Annotated in this window: 19 protein-coding genes and 1 pseudogene; 11 read left to right on the top strand and 9 right to left on the bottom strand. The window is 72.9% G+C overall.

The genetic code is table 11. The annotated features are described in order from the left end of the window. The first annotated feature begins 59 nt into the window (after window positions 1-59). Complete coding sequence (locus ABD352_RS46590; RefSeq protein ID WP_344619055.1) at window positions 60-656, top strand: serine/threonine-protein kinase; 597 nt, start codon at window positions 60-62, stop codon at window positions 654-656. Here ABD352_RS46590 and ABD352_RS46585 read toward each other — a convergent pair. After that, window positions 556-810, bottom strand: coding sequence for a DUF3303 domain-containing protein (locus tag ABD352_RS46585; RefSeq protein ID WP_344619073.1), 255 nt, complete (start codon window positions 808-810; stop codon window positions 556-558). The two genes, ABD352_RS46590 and ABD352_RS46585, sit on opposite strands and share 101 nt — an antisense overlap. A 223-nt stretch (window positions 811-1,033) precedes the next feature. Between ABD352_RS46585 and ABD352_RS46580 the strand changes: the two genes are divergently transcribed. The 3 genes from ABD352_RS46580 to ABD352_RS46570 all read left to right on the top strand — a co-directional run bounded on the left by ABD352_RS46580 (window position 1,034) and on the right by ABD352_RS46570 (window position 2,901). After that, a complete protein-coding gene (locus ABD352_RS46580) occupies window positions 1,034-2,041 on the top strand; it encodes a LacI family DNA-binding transcriptional regulator (RefSeq protein WP_344619054.1) in 1,008 nt (335 codons plus the stop codon). Window positions 2,042-2,046: 5 nt separating this feature from the next. Continuing rightward, window positions 2,047-2,376, top strand: a complete 330-nt coding sequence (locus tag ABD352_RS46575; RefSeq protein WP_344619053.1) for a YciI family protein — start codon at window positions 2,047-2,049, stop codon at window positions 2,374-2,376. A gap of 72 nt (window positions 2,377-2,448) precedes the next feature. Beyond that, entirely contained in the window at window positions 2,449-2,901 is a 453-nt protein-coding gene (locus ABD352_RS46570; RefSeq protein ID WP_344619052.1) for a hypothetical protein, read from the top strand. An 83-nt stretch (window positions 2,902-2,984) separates the two neighbouring features. Here the strand turns inward: ABD352_RS46570 and ABD352_RS46565 are convergent, their stop codons facing one another. The 3 genes from ABD352_RS46565 to ABD352_RS46555 all read right to left on the bottom strand — a co-directional run bounded on the left by ABD352_RS46565 (window position 2,985) and on the right by ABD352_RS46555 (window position 6,115). Further along, entirely contained in the window at window positions 2,985-4,232 is a 1,248-nt protein-coding gene (locus ABD352_RS46565) for a serine hydrolase domain-containing protein (RefSeq protein WP_344619051.1), read from the bottom strand. Next, complete coding sequence (locus tag ABD352_RS46560; protein WP_344619050.1) at window positions 4,229-5,077, bottom strand: NAD(P)-dependent oxidoreductase; 849 nt, start codon at window positions 5,075-5,077, stop codon at window positions 4,229-4,231. The genes ABD352_RS46565 and ABD352_RS46560 overlap by 4 nt, the downstream gene beginning before the upstream one ends. Window positions 5,078-5,149: 72 nt before the next feature. Further along, entirely contained in the window at window positions 5,150-6,115 is a 966-nt protein-coding gene (locus ABD352_RS46555; RefSeq protein ID WP_344619049.1) for a Vgb family protein, read from the bottom strand. Window positions 6,116-6,177: 62 nt separating this feature from the next. Between ABD352_RS46555 and ABD352_RS46550 the strand changes: the two genes are divergently transcribed. Further along, window positions 6,178-6,714, top strand: coding sequence for a TetR/AcrR family transcriptional regulator (locus ABD352_RS46550; protein ID WP_344619072.1), 537 nt, complete (start codon window positions 6,178-6,180; stop codon window positions 6,712-6,714). Between the two features lie 1,459 nt (window positions 6,715-8,173). Then, entirely contained in the window at window positions 8,174-8,662 is a 489-nt protein-coding gene (locus tag ABD352_RS46545; protein WP_344619048.1) for a hypothetical protein, read from the top strand. Between the two features lie 104 nt (window positions 8,663-8,766). Here ABD352_RS46545 and ABD352_RS46540 read toward each other — a convergent pair whose 3' ends face one another. Genes ABD352_RS46540 through pflB form a run of 3 tightly spaced genes read right to left on the bottom strand, consistent with a single transcriptional unit; the run spans window position 8,767 to window position 12,445 of the window. Then, window positions 8,767-9,447 (bottom strand): hypothetical protein, encoded by a 681-nt coding sequence (locus ABD352_RS46540; protein ID WP_344619047.1) that lies wholly within the window; start codon window positions 9,445-9,447, stop codon window positions 8,767-8,769. Window positions 9,448-9,467: 20 nt separating this feature from the next. Next, window positions 9,468-10,190 carry a pyruvate formate-lyase-activating protein gene (pflA, locus tag ABD352_RS46535; protein ID WP_344619046.1) on the bottom strand — a complete coding sequence of 241 codons (723 nt, stop codon included), beginning with the start codon at window positions 10,188-10,190 and terminating at the stop codon, window positions 9,468-9,470. Then, window positions 10,187-12,445 (bottom strand): formate C-acetyltransferase, encoded by a 2,259-nt coding sequence (gene pflB, locus ABD352_RS46530; protein ID WP_344619045.1) that lies wholly within the window; start codon window positions 12,443-12,445, stop codon window positions 10,187-10,189. Before pflB ends, pflA begins: the two co-directional genes overlap by 4 nt. A 156-nt stretch (window positions 12,446-12,601) precedes the next feature. On the opposite strand from pflB, the pseudogene ABD352_RS57900 reads away from it, so the two are divergent. The 3 genes and pseudogenes from ABD352_RS57900 to ABD352_RS46520 form a co-directional block, all read left to right on the top strand. Further along, window positions 12,602-13,021: pseudogene (locus tag ABD352_RS57900) on the top strand (universal stress protein); the annotation flags it as partial. Beyond that, window positions 12,995-13,441, top strand: a complete 447-nt coding sequence (locus tag ABD352_RS57895; protein ID WP_425553928.1) for a universal stress protein — start codon at window positions 12,995-12,997, stop codon at window positions 13,439-13,441. The pseudogene ABD352_RS57900 and the gene ABD352_RS57895, both read left to right, overlap by 27 nt. A 31-nt stretch (window positions 13,442-13,472) precedes the next feature. Further along, complete coding sequence (locus ABD352_RS46520; RefSeq protein ID WP_344619043.1) at window positions 13,473-13,793, top strand: HPF/RaiA family ribosome-associated protein; 321 nt, start codon at window positions 13,473-13,475, stop codon at window positions 13,791-13,793. Between the two features lie 61 nt (window positions 13,794-13,854). Here the strand turns inward: ABD352_RS46520 and ABD352_RS46515 are convergent, their stop codons facing one another. Continuing rightward, entirely contained in the window at window positions 13,855-15,123 is a 1,269-nt protein-coding gene (locus ABD352_RS46515) for an acyltransferase family protein (RefSeq protein WP_344619042.1), read from the bottom strand. 165 nt (window positions 15,124-15,288) lie between these two features. Then, window positions 15,289-15,846: a hypothetical protein gene (locus ABD352_RS46510; RefSeq protein ID WP_344619041.1), complete on the bottom strand. Its 558-nt coding sequence runs from the start codon at window positions 15,844-15,846 to the stop codon at window positions 15,289-15,291. A gap of 112 nt (window positions 15,847-15,958) precedes the next feature. Here ABD352_RS46510 and ABD352_RS46505 point away from each other — a divergent pair, with 112 nt between their 5' ends. Together ABD352_RS46505 and ABD352_RS46500 are read left to right on the top strand one after the other, a co-directional pair. Further along, window positions 15,959-17,545, top strand: a complete 1,587-nt coding sequence (locus tag ABD352_RS46505) for a sensor histidine kinase (RefSeq protein ID WP_344619040.1) — start codon at window positions 15,959-15,961, stop codon at window positions 17,543-17,545. Continuing rightward, window positions 17,542-18,195 carry a response regulator transcription factor gene (locus ABD352_RS46500; RefSeq protein WP_344619039.1) on the top strand — a complete coding sequence of 218 codons (654 nt, stop codon included), beginning with the start codon at window positions 17,542-17,544 and terminating at the stop codon, window positions 18,193-18,195. Before ABD352_RS46505 ends, ABD352_RS46500 begins: the two co-directional genes overlap by 4 nt. Window positions 18,196-18,207: the final 12 nt, after the last annotated feature.

Raw genomic sequence — 18,207 nt, 5'->3', positions numbered from 1 at the left:
GGGCGTTTCGGCCGGGTTAATCGGTTGAACCGGGCCGTCGACGGGTTCATGGTGAGTGGATGCGGGTCACGTTCATCCGGTTCGCCGACCACGAGTGGGGTCACGTGGCCATCGCGCGCGACGACGGCGTCGTCTACCACATGAACACCGGCCCGATCACCGGTGCGACGCCGCACGACCTGGTCCACTACACCGTCGAGGACGCCCTGCGCATCCCGGACGGGATCTGGGGCTCGATCGCGGGCGGGGTGGTCTTCCGCAGCATGCACCACGTCTCGGGCCGCCGCCCGCCGCACGCCGCCGAGCGGTCCAAGGAGCTGATCCGCGAGCACCGCGAGCTGCTGCAGCGGGCCGAGCACATCGGCGGCCTGTGCGAGCGCGCGGCCGAGCTGCCGGAAACGGACCTGGCGCGGTTCGCGGCGCAGGCGCCGGCCATGCCGCTGACGGTCGAACAGCTCGGCAAGGCCGCGGCGGCGCTGCGCGCGGCGCACGAGCGCTGGTCGGCCCTCGCCGTGGGCGGGACGCTGGAGCTGGAGTGGCCGCGGTACCGCTCGATCAGGACAGCAGCGGGGACGCCTGCGCCGACGGGGCGACCGGAACGATCTCGAAGTCGACGAGGTCGCTCCAGCGGGCGACCCACGCCATCAGCGCGGTGACGTCCGCGCACTCCATGAGCTGGAAGCAGCGGGTGCAGTCGGCGGAGACCCAGCTGTCGACGTACCGCAATCCCTCGGGCAGCATCCGGCCCTGCTCCCGGGCCCGCTCGTAGACCGGCCGGGCCTGCCCGCCGCGGAAGCGCTCGATCACCATGAACAGCACGGACCCAATCTAGCGACCGGGTCCCGGACGACCACCCCACCGTCGCCGTCCGGGACCCGGGCGTTTCTGGGCGCCCGCGCGGGACGCCATACACGATGTAACAAATGAAACGTACTGTAACATCGTAGGGCATCAGCAAACCGCCGCTTGGTTTGACTGTCAAGAGTCTTTAGAGAAGCCCTATGCTCTTGATCATGGAACGGGGGGTGTGACGATGGCCGGCCACCGGCGCGTCACGGTGCGCGACATCGCCGCCGAGACCGGCATGTCGATCGCCACCGTCTCGCGCGCGCTCAACGACCACCACGCGGTCACCCCCGCCACCCGGGCACTGGTCCGCGAGGCGGCCGAGCGGCTGCGCGCCCGGATCGGCCTGAGCGGCAAGCCCAAGGGCGGCACCGTCTTCGTGCGCTGCCCGTACATGCTGACCGACTACTTCGGCCTCATCGTCTCCTCGATCGCCGAGACCCTCACGCTGCACGGCCGCCAGCTCGTCCTCACCGCCGGCGAGGCCGCCCAGCGCACGCCGCTGCTCGCCGACCTCGACGGCCGCGAGGGCCTCACCGGCGTCATCGTCATCCTGCCGCCCGAGCCCGGCGACGACCTCGTCGAGCTGCAGCGGCGCCGGATGCCCTTCGTCGTCGTCGACCCCCGCACCACCCTGCCCCGCGACATCGTCTCCGTCTCCGCCGCCCACTTCGCCGGTGCCCGCCGCCTCACCGGGCACCTGGTCGAGCTCGGCCACCGCCGCATCGGCGTGATCGGCGGCCCGACCGAATGGCTGGCCAGCGACGCCCGCCTGGCCGGCCACAACGCCGCCCTCGCCGACGTCGGCGTGCTACCCGCCGGCGAGCTGCTGCGCAGCGTCGAACCGACCACCGACGAGGGCCACCACGCCGCCGGCGAACTGCTCGACCTCCCGGCGCCCCCGACCGCCCTCGTCTGCTTCAACGACAAGGCCGCGGTCGGCGCGCTGCAGGCCGCCGCCGAGCGCGGCCTGACGGTGCCGGACGACCTCTCCATCACCGGCTTCGACGACCTGGACCTGGCCCGGGCCACCGGCCTGACCACGGTCCGCCAGCCGCTGCAGGAAATGGGCCGGATGGCGGTCTCGCTCCTGGTCCGCCTCCTGGAGCAGCACGAGCTCGACGCCCTGCACGTCGAGCTGGCCACCGAACTCGTCGTGCGCTCCTCCACCGCGCCGCCCCCGGTGCGATCCTGAGACGCATGACGCGTCCCCGCCTCTGGTTCGTCCTGCACCACCGCCCGGGCCCGTCCGCCGAGCCCGGCGTACGCCCCATGGATCAGCCCCTCTTCGCCGAGCACCTGGCGTTCCTGCGGCGCCGGGCCGAGGACGGCACCCTCGTCGCCGCCGGCCCGCTGGAGGACACGGACACCCGCGAGGGCGAGGGCATCACCATCCTGGCCGCGCCGACCCTGGAGGAGGCCCACCGTCTGGCCGAGCAGGACGACGAGTCGGTACGGTCCGGCCTCCTCGCCGTAACGGTCCGCACATGGACCGTCGTCATGGCCCCCGTCCTGCCACCGGAAGGGTGAGGCGGCACCCGCCGATTCTTCGCCCTCCAATGTGAACGCCTGGACACCTGCGTCACCGCTTGGCTGTTTTCCATGTCGAAAGCCACCTGGAAAATTGTGTTCGCCACGGCCGGCTGCGCCGTGTGCCTTGTCTTCGGGCCGGGTGCCCTGGCCGCCTGGTCGGCCCAGCCGCCGGCCAACGCGGCGCAGACCGACCCGACGTGGACGTGGACGTGGGACGACCACAAACCGACGAAGACTCCGACCAGAACTCCCACGATGTCCCCGTCCAAGACGCCGACGAAGTCGCCTTCCAAGTCCCCGTCGAAGTCCCCGTCCAAGTCCCCGTCGCAGTCGCCGTCCAAGTCCCCGTCGCAGTCGCCGTCCCACACGGTGACGCCCACCCCGTCGTCCTCCAGCCTGCCGGTCACCGGCGGCACCAGCGGCCAGACCGTCGGCACCCTCGCCGTGGCCGGGGTCGCCACGATCGGCCTCGGCATCGCCATGCAGCGGGTCGCGCGGCGACGTTCCCGCGGCGACGCCTGAGCGCGGCTCACCCAGCCACGACCCGACAGGGCGCAGCGGCCCGGGCGTCCACCCACGCCCGGGCCCGCCAGGCCGGCGCGGGCTCAGCCGGCCAGCGCGTCGGCGGCCGCCTTGCGGGCCGGGTTGTTGTTGCCCCAGGCCGCGTCCGGATGGACCCGGTTGGTCAGCAGCACCAGGATCGCCTTGCGCCGCGGGTCGATGACGATCGACGTGCCGGTGAAGCCGGTGTGCCCGAAGGCGCCGTGCCCGGCCAGCCGACCCATGTACCACGCCTGGTCGACGTCGACGCCGAGCCCGTGCGCGGCCGCCGGCCCGAACCGGGCGTTGGCATTGGTCCGCATGAGCTCCACCGTTGCCGGCCGCAGCAGCGCCCCGCCGCCGTCCAGCAGCGCCCGCCCGAACAGCGCCACGTCGGACGCGGTCGAGAACAGGCCCGCGTGGCCGGACACCCCGCCGAACGCGGCCGCCGACGGGTCGTGAACGCTGCCGCGCAGCGCGCCCTCGGTCGCCGCGATCCGGGGCAGCAGCGCGCCCGGAGGGATGAAACCGGTGTCGGCCATACCGAGCGGCGCCGCAATCTCCCTGCGCACCAGCATGTCGAGCCGCTCGCCGGCCAGCTCGGCGACGATCGCGCCGAGGGCGATGAAGTTCTGGTCGGCGTACAGGAAACCGGAGCCCGGCGGCGCGACGGGCGGCTCCCGCAGCACGTGCTCGAGCCGCCCGGCCGGCGTCTCCCCGGCCAGCGGCGTGTCCTTGGACAGCCCGGACGTGTGGGTGAGCAGCATCCGCACCGTGATCCCGGGCTTGTCCGCGAACGCCGCCAGGTACCGCGACGCCGGCGCGTCCAGCTCCAGCCGCCCCCGCTCCACGAGCCGCAGCGCCAGCACCGCCGTGAACACCTTGGTCAGCGACGCCAGGTCGTACATCGTGTCCGTCCGGGCCGGCACCCGCGCGCCCGCGGGCAGCTCCGCCTTGTCCGCCCCGTACCGCACCGCGTCCCCGACCGCGAAGTGCGCCGCCACCCGCCCGTCGACGGCCGCGAACGCGACCGCGCCCGGGTACATCGGGTGCTCGGGACGCTCGGGCGTCGGCCGCAGGTACCGCCCGACCGCCGCCCGCAGCCCGGCGTCGAACCGGGTGACCGGCGGCTCCTTCCACGGCGCCGGCAACCCGACCGGGATCGACCATGCCTGGCTGACCGGCGACGGCTGGACCGAGGGGACCGCCGGCAACGGGGCCCGCCGCCGCGGCCCGCACCCGGCCAGCACCGCCGCCGCCCCGCCGAGCGCGAGCACCCGGCGACGGCTGAGCGTCAGACGGCCGAGCGTCACTTGGGCGCGCGCACGGCCTCGTACACGGCCGCGATGTCCTCGCCCCCGAACCCGCGCGCGGCCGCCGCCTCGAACGCCGCCCGGGCCGTGTCCACAATGGACGAGTCGACCCCGAGCATCCCGGCCAGCTCCGCCACGAGCCCCGCGTCCTTGGCCGCCCCCTCGACCGGGAACGCCGCCGGATACTCCCGCCCGAGCATCAGCGGCGTCTTCATGTGGGCGTAGCCCATGTCGAGCGGCCCGCCCTCAATGAGCGACAGGAAGTCCACCCCGAGCGCGTCCGCGAGCGCCACGCTCTGCGCCAGCGCCGCCACGTTGGTCACCACCCAGCTGTTGACGACGAGCTTGACCCGGCTCCCCCGCCCGGCCGCCCCGCACCACGTCACCTTGGCCGCGATCGGCCCGGCCGGCTCCTCGACCCGCGCCTTCGCCTCCTGCGGCCCGGAGGCCAGCACGTTGAGCTTGCCCTGCTCGGCCGGGCCGCGGGTGCCGAGGACGGGGGCGTCGACGTACACCAGGCCAAGCTCCTCGGCCAGACGACCGAGCGCGTCCGCCCCGGCCGCGCCCACGGTGCTCAGCTGCAGCCAGAGCGCCCCCGTGGTCAGGCCGGGCGCGGCCGCCCGCATGACCGACTCCACCGAATCGGCGTCGAACAGCACGGTGACGACGGTGCCGGCCCCCGCGACCGCCTCCGCCGCGCTGTCCGCCACGAACGCCCCGTCCTCGGCCAGCGGCTCGGCGTTGGCCCGGGTGCGGTTCCACACCCGCACCTCCTGGCCGGCCCTGAGCCAGTTCCGCGCCACGGCGGCGCCCATGATTCCCGTACCCAGCATTGCCAGCGTCATGCTCCGATCGTTGCACGCCGCCGGGCCCGGGCCGCCACCACCTGATGCGCCCCGAAGCCGCTCAATGCCGTGTCAGCGCGGGTTCCGGGTGACGCTGATGCGGGCGAGGACACCGATTTCCAGTGCCGTCCACAGCGCGCCGTCAGGTCCGAGCGTGATGCCGTGCGGCTCCGAGCGCGGCGTCGGCAGATCGTGCTCCTCAACAGCGCCGGAGGGGGCGATCGAGCCGACGCGGTTGCCGCCCCACTCGGTGAACCACAGGTTGCCGTCGCCGCCGGCGGTGATGGCGTGGGGCCGGGCCGCGCGGTCCGGCAGCGGAAACTCCGTGATCTGGCCGTCGGGGGCAATCCGTCCGATCTGCCCGGCGGCGATCTCGACGAACCAGAGGGCGCCGTCCGGGCCCGCGGTGATGCCCACCGGTGCGGCGGCCTCGGTCGGGATCGGATGGACGGTGATCGCGCCGTCCAGGCCGATTCTCCCGATCGCGTTGGCCTGGTTCATGGTGAACCACATTGCGCCGTCGGAGCCGGCGGCGATGGCCGACGGGAACGCTCCGGTCACCGGGAGCGGGAACTCGGTGACGTGGCCGTCGGTGGTGATCCGGCCGATGCGGTCGGCGGCGGTCTCGGTGAACCACAGGGCATCGTCGGGGCCCGCGGCGACACCGAACGGTCCGCAGCCATGTGCCGGCAGTGGGAACTCATCGAGGTCGCCATCGGTGGTGATCCGCCCGATGCGGTGCGCCTGGTACTCGGTGAACCACAAAGCGCCGTCCGGGCCGGCGGCAATGATCGTCGGCCCGCACGCCGGATCGAGCTGGTAGCTGGTGGGCTCACCGCCGGGGAGCAGCCGGCCGATCCGCCCGCTGTGGACCATGGTGAACCAGAGCGCGCCGTCCGGGCCGGTGGTGATCGCGTACGGTCCGCCGGCGGCGTCGGTCACGCTGTACTGCTGAATGGACGCGGGCGGCAACGGGACCCTCCTTAAAGCGACGAATGTAGCGATAACATGGTGCCATGAACCCGCCGCGGCCGACAAACGATCTCTCCAACGCCCCGCCCCGCCGCCCCGGCGGACGCAGCGCGGACATCCGCCGCCGCGTGCTCGACGCGGTCCGTACCCAACTGGTCGAACACGGTTACGACGCCCTCAACATGGACGCCGTGGCCGACCGGTCGGGCGTCCACCGCACCACGGTGTACCGGCGCTGGCGTGACGTCGGCGGACTGCTCGCCGACGTCCTTGCCGAGGCGACCGACGACGGGTGGCGCCCACCCGACACCGGTTCCCTCGACGGCGACCTCGTCGCCGTGAACCGCGAGGTCTACGCCGCGCTGACCACCGAGCCGCCGATCACCACCGCGCTGATCGCCGCGTCGTTCCGGTCCGAGCAGGCAGCGGACGCCCTCCGGATCTTCTGGGCCGACCGGTACCAGCGCTGCGCCGTCATCGTGCGGCGCGCCGCCGACCGCGGCGAGATACCGGCACGCACCGACCCCCGCCGGCTGCTTGTCGCCGCCACCGCCCCGCTCTACCACGAACTGATACTGCTCCGGACCTCCGCCGGCCCGCACATCGCCGCCCAATCAGCCCGCGCCGCGATCGCCTCGGCCCGAGCGGGCGCCTTCGTGGACTAGCGTCAGTACCACGAAGCGGCCCACGGCGCCTGCGGTTCCCACATCGGGGAAGGATCCTCGCCAAGAAGCTGCCAATTTCACGATTGTCGATATTGACAGGACCATCAGTCATCGTCCTCGCGTTGGCCGTGCCAGTCTTCGTGCCGGCCGGGAAGACCCACCTACGTGGGAACATCCCCGCGTGCGCAAGGAGCACGGTACGCATGGCTACGCCGGGCCAGCGTGAGGACCATCCCCGCGTGGGCGGGGAGCAGGACGTGCGAATCGTGGACGAACACGTCGAACGGGGACCATCCCCGCGTGCGCGGGGAGCAGTTCAAGCGCCGTCTGAGCTGGGGCGGCGGGATCATTCCCGCGTGCACGGGCAGCAGTCTGCTGTGCTTGCCGATCAGAACCAACCCTCGGGACCATCCCTGGCGTGCGCGGGGAGCACTAGGGGGCCGCCACCTGCTCCGTGGCGGCCCGCGGGCCATCCCCGCGTGCGCGGGGAGCACCAGTCGGACTCGGCGTTGTCGAAGTCCATCAAGGGACCATCCCCGCGTGCGCAGGGAGCACGAGCCCCAGGACCCCGGCTTCGGCGCCAACCAGGGATCATCCCCGCGTGCGCGGCGAGCACAATACGGGGACACAGTGGGATTCCTTACTCACGGGACCATCCCGCGTGCGCGGGGAGCACACGGCGAGCGCCACGAACCACGGCATCCTGCTGGGACCATCCCCCGCGTGCGCGGGAGCACGTCATCTGGGACCCCGACCGAGGCCGGACCAGCGGACCATCCCCGCGTGCGCAGGGAGCACATCTTCGGCGCCTGCTTCCTGGTCGCCATCGTCGGACCATCCCCGCGTGCGCGGGGAGCACCCGTTGGGGCGCCCCGGTCCGGGGCGCCGTGCCGGACCATCCCCGCGTGCGCGGGGAGCACCCGTTGGGGCGCCCCGGTCCGGGGCGCCGTGCCGGACCATCCCCGCGTGCGCGGGGAGCACTCATTGACCGCGTTGCCGCCGTCCTTCGCCCTGGGAGCATCCCCCGCGTGCGCGGGGAGCACGACCCGGGCACGACCCCGTCCCGCCACGCCTCGGGACCATCCCCGCGTGCGCGGGGAGCACCAGCCGGGCGGCTCAGCCGCGCTGACAGAGGTGGGGCCATCCCCGCGTGCGCGGGGAGCACGGGCAACAGTACCCGTGACTACGTCACGGAGAGGGACCATCCCCGCGTGCGCGGGGAGCACCGAAGTTTTCGCAGTAGCGAAAGTCCTCGTCCGGGACCATCCCCGCGTGCGCGGGGGTGGTCCGGTCTGCGCCAGCTCGTCCTTGAACGCCGGAGTGTGCTCCCCGCGCATGCGGGGGTGGTCCGTACGTCCGCGTTCCGCTCGACGCGTCGCCTGTTCCGCTCGCGGCGCGGGCGAGCTGCCGGGCTGAGAATCTCTTGCCAAGGTGATTAGCAATATCGAAGATTGGCGATATGAAGCGACTTACCTCCATCATCGTCCTCGGGGCCGCGGCGACCGCCGTCGCGCTGGCCTTGCCCACCGCTGCGAACGCGGCCACGGTCAGCCAGGCGTTCGCCGCCAACTCCGGCGACAGCTGCCACTACGGTTCCACGTCGGGCACGCTGACCTGGACGGTCGGGCCCTCTCCCCTGCCCGCCGGCGGCGTCCCGGTCTCCGGCAAGGTCTCCGACCGCCCGCTGCCGGTCGATCCCGGCCCGGTCTGCTCCGACGACGGGTACTCCAGCACCGTCACCTTCACCGCGTACAGCGGCACGGTCGTGGCCGACCAGCAGAGCCGCACGGCTAACAACGGCACGGTCAGCTTCAGCTTCACCCTGGCCGCCGGGCTCGGCACGAAGCCGGTGAGCCGCATCGTCGTGCAGGTCTGCCGCAACCCGGTCGTCACCCTGCCGCCGAGCTACTGCGGCCCGGCGGTGACGTACTTGGCGCCGGCTGCCTGAGTTCGAGCGCTGCCAGCCGCCGCGACCCGCCGGCTGGCAGCGCTCCTGTCGACGGCGGCTTGAGACTGGTTCTAATCCGCCGTTGACAGCTCCAGACACAAACGTCAGCCGAAGTGCTCCACGTAAGCCAAGTCGGCGCAGCTGTCCCAGTCGTCGAGCGACCAGCGCGCCCAGGCGCCGCGCCCGACGCGACGGGCGACCTCGACCGGCCGGCCCTGGTAGCACAGCTCGGCCCGGTCCAGCGACGGCTTCAGCGCCTCGAGCGCGTCCGTCGCCGGGCCGGGCACGCCGAAGTCGCGCCACAGGCCGAGCCAGCCGTCGTGCGGGTAGGCCGATGCCGGCGTCGTGGGGCTGTCGAGCCGCAGATCGCCGAGCACGTCCCGCTGGTTCTCGGCGCGGCGGCTGCGCAGACCCTCGGCGAGCACTTGTTCCCCCGCGCGGATCTCGTCGTACCAGTACTCGCAGTTCCTCCACTCAGGGTCGTCGCCGGGCGCGGCGTCGGTCCGGTGCCCGATCTGGTCGTAGGCGGCGCCGCTGTCCATGTATCGGACCCAGACGGAACGCAGCCGGTCGCCGATCCCGTCCCAGATGGTGTCGACGGCCGCCACGCCGGTCCAGCGGGCGCCGTACTGCAGGTCGACGAGGCCGCCGCCGGCGCGGTGCCACAGCGGCACGTTGTAGGAGCCCCGGTCCGGGCGCATGAGCAGCCCGAAGAGCTCGTCCGGGGTCACCTCGGCGCCGGGCCGCGGCTCGACCCGGACGAAGACGGTCGCGATGTTGGCCACGCCCCCATGCTGCCAAGCGGTCAGCAGACCGGGACGCCGACGGTCCGGAACTGGTCTCGGACCCGGTCGATCGTTGCGGGGTCGGGCGGCGCCGTGTCCTGCAGCGGGAACGGGATGCCGAGCCGCTGGTACTTGGCCGCGCCCAGCCGGTGGAACGGCAGCACGTCGATGCGCTCCACGTTGCCCAGCGACGCCGCGAAGCCCGCCACCCCCTCCACTTCGGACGGGTCGTCGGTGTGGCCGGGGACCAGCACGTAGCGGATCCACACGGGCGTGCCGCGCTCGGCCAGCCGGCGGGCGAAGGACAGGGTCGGGGCGATGTTGCCGCCGGTGAGGCGCCGGTAGCGCAGCGGGTCCCAGGCCTTGATGTCGAGCAGGACCAGGTCGGTGGCGTCGAGCAGGGCGTCGGTGGCCCGGGCGCCCAGCGCGCCCGAGGTGTCCAGCGCGGTGTGCAGGCCGAGCGCCTTGGCACCGGTCAGCAGGTCGCGGGTGAACTGTGGCTGCAGCAGCGGCTCGCCGCCGCTGACCGTGAACCCGCCGCCGGCGATGCGCACGAAGTCGGCGAAGCCGGCGAGTTTGTTCAGGACCTCGTCGGCGGTGGTGGGCTCGCCGTCGCGCATGTGCCAGGTGTCGGGGTTCTGGCAGTACAGGCAGCGCAGCGGGCACCCGGCCAGGAACGCGACGAAGCGCGTCCCCGGCCCGTCGACCCCGGTGGAGAGGTCCCAGGAGTGCAGGCGGTTCATCGTGCGCCGTGGAAGGTGCGGTTGACCACGTCGCGTTGCTGCTCCGGGGTCAGCTTGACGAAGTTGACCGCGTACCCCGACACGCGGATCGTCAGCTGTGGGTACTTCTCCGGGTGTGCCATCGCGTCGAGCAGCGTGGCCCGGTCGAGCACGTTGACGTTGAGGTGGAAGCCGCCGGCCCTGGTGTAGGCGTCGAGGAGGCCGGCGAGGTTGCCGATCCGCTCCTCGTCGCTGCGGCCGAGGCCGTCGGGGGTGACGGTGCTGGTGAGCGAGATGCCGTCGCGGGCCGAGGCGTAGGGCAGCTTGGCCACCGACAGCGCGGAGGCGGCCATGCCGTGCGCGTCGCGGCCGTTCATCGGGTTGGCGCCCGGTGCGAAGGGCTCGCCGGCGCGGCGGCCGTCCGGGGTGTTGCCGGTGTGCTTGCCGTAGACCACGTTCGAGGTGATGGTGAGGACCGACTGGGTGTGGATGGCGTCGCGGTAGCTGGGGTTGGCGCGGACCTTGTCCATGAAGGTCTCGACCAGCCACACCGCGATGCGGTCCGCCCGGTCGTCGCCGTTGCCGTAGGCGGGGTACTCGCCCTGCACCGTGTAGTCCACGACCAGGCCGGAGTTGTCGCGGACCGGGCGGACGGTGGCGTAGCGGATCGCGGACAGGCTGTCGGCGGCGACCGACAGGCCGGCGATGCCGCAGGCGAGGAACCGGCGCACCGGGTAGTCGTGCAGCGCCATCTCGATGCGCTCGTAGGCGTACTTGTCGTGCATGTAGTGGATGACGTTGAGCGCGTCGACGTAGGTGCGGGCCAGCCAGTCCAGGGTCCGGTCGAACGCCGCGAGGACGGTGTCGTAGTCCAGCACGTCACCGGCGAGCGGCGGGGTTTCGGGCGCCACCTGGGCGCCGGACATCTCGTCGCGGCCGCCGTTGATGGCGTACAGCAGGGCCTTGGCGACGTTGACGCGGGCGCCGAAGAACTGCATGTCCTTGCCGACGCGCATCCCGGAGACGCAGCAGGCGATCGCGGTGTCGTCGTCGAGGAAGTTGCGCAGCAGGTCGTCGTTCTCGTACTGGATGGCGCTGGTGTCGAGCGAGACCTTGGCGCAGAAGCGCTTGAACGGTTCGGGCAGGGTCGGCGACCACAGCACCGTGAGGTTCGGTTCCGGGGCCGGGCCGAGGTTGTACAGCGTCTGCAGGTACCGGAACGAGGTGCGCGTGACCAGTGGCCGGCCGTCGTAGGCGACGCCGCCGATGGACTCGGTGACCCAGGTCGGGTCGCCGGAGAACAGCTGGTCGTACTCGGGCGTGCGCAGGAAGCGGATGATGCGCAGCTTGATGACGAAGTCGTCGACGAGCTCCTGGGCGGCGCTCTCGGTGAGCGTGCCCTCGGCGAGGTCGCGTTCGAGGTACACGTCGAGGAATGTCGAGGTGCGCCCGAGCGACATCGCGGCGCCGTTCTGCTCCTTGGTCGCGGCCAGGTAGCCGAAGTACAGCCACTGCACGGCCTCGCGCGCGGTCCGCGCCGGCTTGGAGATGTCGTACCCGTAGGCGGCCGCCATCGCCTTGAGCTCGCCCAGGGCGCGCAGCTGTTCGGCGAGCTCCTCGCGGTCGCGGACCACGTCGGCGGTCGCGGCGTGGTGGTCCAGCGACGCCTTGTCGCGCCGCTTGGCCTCGATGAGGAAGTCCACGCCGTAGAGCGCGACGCGCCGGTAGTCGCCGATGATGCGGCCGCGGCCGTAGGCGTCGGGCAGGCCGGTGATGACGTGGGCCTTGCGCGCGGCCAGGATCTGCGGCGTGTAGGCGTCGAAGACGGCGGCGTTGTGGGTCTTGCGGTACCGCGTGAAGATCTCCTTGACGGCCGGGTCGAGCTCGTAGCCGTAGGCCCGCAGGCCGTTCTCCACCATGCGCAGGCCGCCGAAGGGCATGATGGCCCGGCGCAGTGGCGCGTCCGTCTGCAGCCCGACGATGAGCTCCCGGTCCCGGTCGATGTAGCCGGGCGCGTGTGCGGTGATGCCGGCCGGGGTGCGCGCGTCGACGTCGTGGACGCCGCGCTCCCGCTCGGCCGGGAACATGCCGGTCAGCACGCCCCAGACGTGCGTGGTCCGCTCGGTCGGGCCGGCGAGGAACTCGCCGTCGCCCTCGTAGGGCCGGACGTTGGCTCGCACGAAGCCGGCGACGTCGACCTCGTCGCGCCACCGGCCACCGCGAAAGCCGCGCCAGGCGGCGAGTCCGGTCTCGGCGGAAACAGTGGTCGCGCTCATCGCTCCTCCTGACGTCGTTTCCCTCGATACAAGCCTCGCCGCGCGGGGGCCGGTCGGGCAGGGCCGGAAGTCCCGGCCGGTCCACGCCGATGGGCCCTGCCGGTTCGCCGGCCGCGGATCGAGTCTGGATACAGGAATCGCACCGAGGAGGACGCCATGAGGATCGTCGTCGGCTATGACGGCTCGGACGAGGCCCGGTGGGCGGTCGAGTGGGCCGCCGCAGAGGCGGAGCGGACCGGCGATCGGCTGTACATCGTCGACGCCTACCAGGTGACGTTTCCCGGGGCGTACTACACCGCCGCGGCCGAGCAGATCGAGGCCGTCCGGGAGGCGGGCGAGGAGCTGGTCGCCGAGATCGTGGAGCGGGTCCGCGAGCGGGGCACCGGCATCGACGTGACCGGCGTGGCCGTCGACGCGCCGCCGGCGTCGACGCTGCTGGAGTTCGGCTACGGCGGCACCCGGCTGCTGGTCGTGGGCAACCGCGGGGCCGGCGGGCTGACCAACCTGCTCATGGGCTCGGTCAGCCAGCAGGTGGCCACGCACGCCGCGGTGCCGGTGGCCGTGGTTCGCGGCCGCTCGGCCGCCGCCGACGGCCCGGTGGCGGTGGGGGTGGACGGCTCGCCCTCCAGCGACGTCGCGCTGGGTCTCGCGTTCGACGCGGCCCGGGCCCGTGGCGCCGAGCTGGTCGCGATCCGGGCATATCTGGCGCCCGGCACGGCCGCGGTGCCGGCGGACGTGGTGGTGGCGCACGAGCGGGAGGCGCTGGAGGAGTCCCTGGCCCCGTGGCGGCACCGGTACCCGGACGTGAAGGTCGAGGCCCTGGTCGCGCCGGGGCGGGCGGCGAAGGTCCTCATCGGCGTCTCGCACACGGCCCGCCTGGTCGTGGTCGGCAGCCGCGGTCACGGCGGGTTCGCGGGCCTGCTGCTCGGCTCGGTCGGCCAGCAGCTCATGCACCACGCCGAGTGCCCGGTCCTGATCGCGCACGCGGCCGAGTAACCGTACAACCGTTTCGAAGGGATGAGCGACGATGACTCGTACGCACAGCGAGGTCGAGGTCAACGTGCAGCTGGCGCCCGGCATGGAGGCCGGCGTGCAGCAGTACGCGCGGGAAAAGATCTCCGCGGTCCTGGGCCACACCGCCCGCCCGATCCTCTTCGCCCGGGTCCGCCTGGACCAGACGAGGAATCCCGCCGCGGACCGCCCGGTGACGGCCCGCGGTGAGGTCGACCTCAACGGCCGGGTGCTGCACGCCGAGGCGTGCGCGGATACTCCGTACGAGGCGCTCGACCTGCTGCAGGACCGGCTCCAGGCCCGCCTGGACCGCGAGCACCCGACGCACTCCCACTGAGTCGCGCGGCCCGCTGGTCACCGTGGTCCGCCACGGTGGCCGGCGGCGCGTCGACGGTCGGTCAGGCGGGCTCGGGCTCCACCGACTCCGGCAGGCGCGGGGCCGGGACGTGGGGCGCCGACTCCTGGGAGGGGTCGGCGGCCGGGGGCAGTTCGGAGGCCGGGACGTCGGCGCTGGGCTTCGAGCGGCGGCCCGGGCTCCAGTGCTTGGCCCGCAGGGCGGGCTTCTCCACCAGGTACCACGAGCACACGGCCAGGATCAGGGCGGCCACGACCGAGGTCAGCAGGTAGAACGTCCAGCCGAAGCGCGGCACGCCCAGGATGGCCAGGGCCTGCTGGGCCGGGAACGCGTAGATGTAGACGCCGTAGGAGTAGTCGTTGCGGCGGCCGATCTTGCGCAGGGCCTTCGGGAGGCGGACGCCGGCCCAGAGCAGCAGGTAGACGTAGGCGACGATGCACGGGCCGAAGAGGGGCAGGTTCAGGTACAGCGACAGCACCGAGAGCACCAGCGCGGTCACGCCCAGCGTGTCGTTGAGCGGGATCTTGTCGCGGTAGACGTCGGCGATCATGCCCAGGACGAACGCGAGGCCGAAGGCCCAGAGGTAGAACAGCTGGTAGGTGCCCAGGATCGGGAGCGTGATCGGGCCGACGTCGGCGATCGGGCCGGGGGCGACGGGGTCGCTGAACGTGTCGTACACGACGACGGAGAACATGGCGGCGCCGAGCAGCAGCACGACCCAGCGGGCGCGGCGCAGGATCAGGGTCACCGCCAGGGCCAGGACCAGCAGGTAGCAGGTCAGCTCGGACTTGAGCGTCCACAGCGAGCCGTTGAGGGCGTTCGGGTACGGCGCCACGCCCGTCACGTGGGCGACGTCGGCCTGCCGCTGGTCGGTGAGGAAGTTGTGGTAGATGTACCCGAGCGGGCCCGGGCCGGCGCTGCGGAAGCCCGACAGGGTGCCGTGCTCGTGCCAGAACAGCAGCGGGGCGAGCACGAACGCGCTCGCGGCCAGGCACACCCAGTAGCCGGGGAAGATGCGCAGCATGCGGTGCCAGATGTAGCGCAGCGGGCTGCTGCGGCGGCCGCTGTACGAGATCAGGAAGCCGGACAGGCCGAAGAAGCCCGTGACCGCCACGCCGCCCGTGTCGAAGGGGATGACGACCGGCTCGCGGCCGGGGCCCCAGCCGAGGATTGCGGCGTGGCCGACGATGACCAGCAGCGCGAAGCACAGGCGCATGAAGTTGAATGCGTTGTCCCGGCCGGAGTACGCGGACTCCAGCGAGGTGCCCGCGAACAGACGTCGCACTACCGGCATGTCCACCTCAAACAGCACGAACGAATCGGACAAAACGTGCCGCCGGCCCCGACGGACCCGGAAGAGCCTAGAGATCGGTGCCGCGGCTGGGAACCAGCTGACGGTCACATTACCGATACGGCCGTTCAGATCCGCAGGCAACCGCCCCGCCGACACGGCAGGGCGGTCACGGAATGTGACGAGTCAGCTCACGCTACCGCACACGCAGGCCTTGGAGATGTCCCGCAGCGTCTGCCGCGCGTTGACCGACTTCAGGCCGGCCCCGACCACGACGACCGTCGTGTACGACATCAGCGACGGGTACATCGCGAGCTCGTTGTCGGCGTAGTTGTTGGCCGCCTTGGTGTCGGTGAACGTGATGTAGATGGCCTGCGCCACGCGGTGCGGCACGGTCTCGCCGGCCGTGAGGTGGCAGTCGTACTCCGCGAACTGCTTGACACCGGCGCGGTACTTCTCGTCGACGTTGGCCACGTCGGTGACCCACTCCCCCTTCGGGCAGTCGGGGTCCTTGGCGAACACCGGCTCGACCTGCTGCTTGACGATATCGAGCGTGAGCTTCCCGGAGTCCCCGGCGACGTCGTCCGCCGGCGCGGAAGTGGGCGCGGCAGCGGAGGTGGCGACGGGGGACGGCGCGGAAGAGGCGGGCGCCGCGACCGCCGGGGAAGAAGGGGAGGAGTTCGACTTGCACGCCGCGACCGACAAAACGGCGACGCACACGAGCAGAGCACCACGGATTCGCATGAGGACCGTCCCTTGACGAGTGGGTTGCGCCCAAGGTAGGAACGGCACCGGATCCCGGACATCAGTGGCAGCACGTATTCCGCTGATACGTCGGGTGCCCGACGATACGGTGGTGCGCACGGCCCTTCGCAGCGTCGCGGCGGCGATCGCCGTCGCCGTCGCGGTGCTCGGCGCCCAGGAACCGTGGGAGCTGGCCTGCTTCCTGGCCACCGGCCTGCTGCACACCGAGGTCGGCCGGCGCATGTGGCGGGCCCGGCCCGACTCCCGGATGGGGCCGCTCATGATGGCCGCCGGGCTGTGCTGGCTCGCCGACGGCGCCGGGCGGATCGTGCTGCCCGCCGTGTTCCGCGACGACCTGATGCTCGGCGCCGTGTACCAGCCGCTGGTGCTGCACTGCGCCCTGGTCATCCCGGTCGGGCGCCTGCAGGGCCGGCTGGACCGGGCGACCGCCCTGGCCGGGTACCTGTTCTGGCCGGCGGCCCTGCTGGCCTGGTGGCTCGTGCCGGGGCACCCGCCGGGGATCGGGGGCCTGCTGGAGGTGCGCGCGCTGGCCTATCCCGTGGTCGGGGCCGCGCTGCTGCTGTTCCTGCTGCGGCGGTACCGCATGGCCAGTCCTGTCTACCGCAACGCCTACACCCCGTTCTGGATCGCGAACCTGCTCGACGTCGCCGCGACCGCGGTCGTCAGCGCCGGCTGGTACGTGCCCGGCGCCGCGACGCAGATCGTCTACTACGCGGGCAGTGCGGCCGTCCCGGTCGGGGCGGCGCTCAGCCTCGCCCGCAGCCAGCCCCCGCCGCCGGCGATCCGCTCGCTGGTCGCGGCCCTCGGCGCCGCGGCGGCCGGCCCGGCGGCGCTGCGCGACGCGCTGCGGGCCGGCCTGGGCGACCCGACCCTCGAGGTGCTGGGCCCGGGCGAGGCGCCGCCGGCCGGCACGGTGCTCACGCCGCTGCGCCACGCCGGGCGGGAGGTGGGCGCGCTGGCCCACGACCCGGCGCTGGCCGCCTCCCCCGATGTGCTGCACGCGGTCCTGCGGATGGCCGCCCTCGTCCTGGACCACCGCGACCAGCTGGCCGAGGTGCGCCGCTCCCGCCTCCGGATCGTCGAGGCCGCCGACGCCGAGCGCCGCCGCATCGAGCGCAACATCCACGACGGCGTGCAGCAGCGCCTCATCGCCGCCTCCCTGCTGCTGCGCCGGGCCGAACGCGCCGGCGGCGACGGGCCGCTGCTGCGCCAGGGCCTGAGCGAGCTGGACACCGCCGTGGCGGAGCTGCGCGAGATCGCCCGCGGCATGAACCCGCCGGCGCTGGTCCTGCACGGCCTCGCCGGCGCGCTGGAGTCCCTCGCCGAGCGGTCCCGGGTGGCCGTGCACGTCGACGACCGCGTCGGCGGCGCGGCGCTCGGCGAGGAGACGGCGGCGACCGCGTACTACGTCGCCCTGGAGGCGGTCACCAACGCCGAGAAGCACGCCGGCGCCGACGCGGTCGAGCTGACCCTGACCGCCGGCGAGACGGACCTGGTCCTGCGGGTCCGCGACACCGGCGCCGGCGGGGCCGCGTTCGTGCCCGGCGGCGGCCTGGAGGGCCTGCGCGACCGGGTCGAGGCCGGCGGCGGCACCCTGTCGCTGCACAGCCCGCCCGGCGGCGGCACCCGCCTGGAGGCCCGCCTGCCGCTCGTCTTCGCCGGAAAGGACACGCCGTGACCGCCCGCCTGGTGCTCGCCGACGACTCGCTGCTGCTGCGGGCCGGCCTCGAGCGGCTGCTGGCCGCCGAGGGCTTCGAGATCGCCGCCTCCGTCGGCGACGCCACCGAGCTGTCCGGCCTGGTCGCCGACACGCGCCCGGACGCGGTCATCGTCGACATCCGCATGCCGCCGACGTTCACCGACGAGGGCCTCAAGGCGGCGCTGCGCCTGCGCCGGGAGGCGCCGGGGCTGGCCATCCTGCTGCTGTCGCAGTACATCGAGACCCGCGACGTGGTGACCATCCTGGAGCAGGGCGAGGCCGGCGTCGGCTACCTGCTCAAGGACCGCATCACCGACATCGACCGGTTCCTGGCCGACATCCGCCGCGTCCTGGCCGGGGGCACCGCGATCGACCCGCTCGTGGTGGAGCGCGTGATGCGCCGCCCCCGCCGCCGCGGCGAGGGCCTGGACGCCCTGTCCGACCGCGAGCGGGAGATCCTGGCCCTGATGGCCGAGGGCCTGTCCAACGTGGCCATCTCCGAGCAGCTGTTCCTGGCCGAGCGCACGGTGGAGGCCCACATCCGCAGCATCTTCGTCAAGCTGGGCCTGCCGGCCCTGCCCGACGTCAACCGGCGGGTCCTCGCCGTGCTGACCCTCCTGCGCTCCTGATCTCACCGGGCC

The sequence above is a fragment of the Dactylosporangium salmoneum genome (genome assembly GCF_039532525.1).
Taxonomy (GTDB): domain Bacteria; phylum Actinomycetota; class Actinomycetes; order Mycobacteriales; family Micromonosporaceae; genus Dactylosporangium; species Dactylosporangium salmoneum.
This window is presented reverse-complemented; position numbering and strand designations above follow the sequence as displayed.